Origin of the sequence: Candidatus Angelobacter sp. (assembly GCA_035643775.1) — a bacterium.
Classification (GTDB): Bacteria; Bacteroidota; Bacteroidia; order Flavobacteriales; family Blattabacteriaceae; genus DASQPV01.
In genome coordinates this window covers 1-1,981 of record DASQPV010000017.1, presented here as the reverse complement: position 1 = coordinate 1,981, position 1,981 = coordinate 1, and the positions used below count along the sequence as shown (strand labels likewise).

Annotated in this window: 1 rRNA gene; it reads left to right on the top strand. The window is 51.1% G+C overall.

What is annotated here, in order from left to right:
• Positions 1-4 precede the first annotated feature (4 nt).
• Positions 5-1,981 (top strand): 23S ribosomal RNA (locus VE128_01500); the annotation flags it as partial.

The window sequence follows — 1,981 nt, the reverse complement described above, 5'->3', positions numbered from 1 at the left end:
ACATGGTTAAGTTAGAAAGGGCGCACGGTGAATGCCTAGGCACTAGGAGCCGATGAAGGACGGGACTAACACCGATATGCTTCGGGGAGCTGTAAGTAAGCTTTGATCCGGAGATTTCCGAATGGGGGAACCCCCTATCTTTAATAGGATAGGATCTTTACCTGAATACATAGGGTATTGAAGGCAGACCCGGGGAACTGAAACATCTAAGTACCCGGAGGAAGAGAAAGCAAATGCGATTCCCTGAGTAGCGGCGAGCGAAACGGGATTAGCCCAAACCAAGAGGCTTGCCTCTTGGGGTTGTAGGACACTCAACATGGAGTTACAAAGGAACGGGGTAAATGAATCGACCTGGAAAGGTCAGTCGTAGAAGGTAAAAACCCTGTAGTTGAAACTTCGTTCCCTCCTGAGTGGATCCTGAGTACGGCGGGACACGAGAAATCCCGTCGGAAGCAGGGAGGACCATCTCCCAAGGCTAAATACTACCTAGTGACCGATAGTGAACCAGTACCGTGAGGGAAAGGTGAAAAGCACCCCGGAAGGGGAGTGAAATAGTTCCTGAAACCGTGTGCCTACAAGTAGTCAAAGCCCGTTAATGGGTAATGGCGTGCCTTTTGTAGAATGAACCGGCGAGTTACGATTACATGCAAGGTTAAGTTGAAAAGACGGAGCCGCAGCGAAAGCGAGTCTGAATAGGGCGATTTAGTATGTGGTTGTAGACCCGAAACCAAGTGATCTACCCATGTCCAGGGTGAAGTCCAGGTAACACTGGATGGAGGCCCGAACCCACGCATGTTGAAAAATGCGGGGATGAGGTGTGGGTAGCGGAGAAATTCCAATCGAACTTGGAGATAGCTGGTTCTCTCCGAAATAGCTTTAGGGCTAGCCTCATGTAGAAAGAATCTTGGAGGTAGAGCACTGTTTGGACTAGGGGCCCCCATCGGGTTACCGAATTCAGACAAACTCCGAATGCCAAAGATTTATCCATGGGAGTCAGACTGCGAGTGATAAGATCCGTAGTCAAAAGGGAAACAGCCCAGACCACCAGCTAAGGTCCCAAAGTATACGTTAAGTGGAAAAGGATGTGGAGTTGCTTAGACAACCAGGATGTTGGCTCAGAAGCAGCCACCATTTAAAGAGTGCGTAATAGCTCACTGGTCGAGTGACTCCGCGCCGAAAATGTACCGGGGCTAAACGTATCACCGAAGCTGTGGATGGACATCTTAGGATGTCCGTGGTAGGAGAGCGTTCTAAGGGCGTTGAAGCTAGACCGTAAGGACTGGTGGAGCGCTTAGAAGTGAGAATGCCGGTATGAGTAGCGAAAGATGGGTGAGAATCCCATCCACCGAATGCCCAAGGTTTCCTGAGGAAGGCTCGTCCGCTCAGGGTTAGTCGGGGCCTAAGCCGAGGCTGAAAAGCGTAGGCGATGGATAACAGGTTGATATTCCTGTACCACCACACTTTTGTTTGAGCAATGGGGGGACACAGGAGGATAGGGTAAGCGCGCTGTTGGATATGCGCGTCCAAGCAGTTAGGCCGTCAGTGAGGCAAATCCCACTGGCAATAGGCGGAGCTGTGATGGCGAGGGAAATTAAGTACCGAAGTTCCTGATTCCACACTGTCTAGAAAAGCCTCTAGTGAGAAAGATGGTGCCCGTACCGCAAACCGACACAGGTAGGCGAGGAGAGAATCCTAAGGTGAGCGAGAGAACTCTCGTTAAGGAACTCGGCAAAATGACCCCGTAACTTCGGGAGAAGGGGTGCTTTTTAGGGTGAATAGCCCCAAAAAGCCGCAGTGAATAGGCCCAGGCGACTGTTTAGCAAAAACACAGGTCTCTGCGAAGCCGCAAGGCGAAGTATAGGGGCTGACGCCTGCCCGGTGCTGGAAGGTTAAGAGGAGAGGTTAGCGCAAGCGAAGCTTTGAATTGAAGCCCCAGTAAACGGCGGCCGTAACTATAACGGTCCTAAGGTAGCGAAATTCC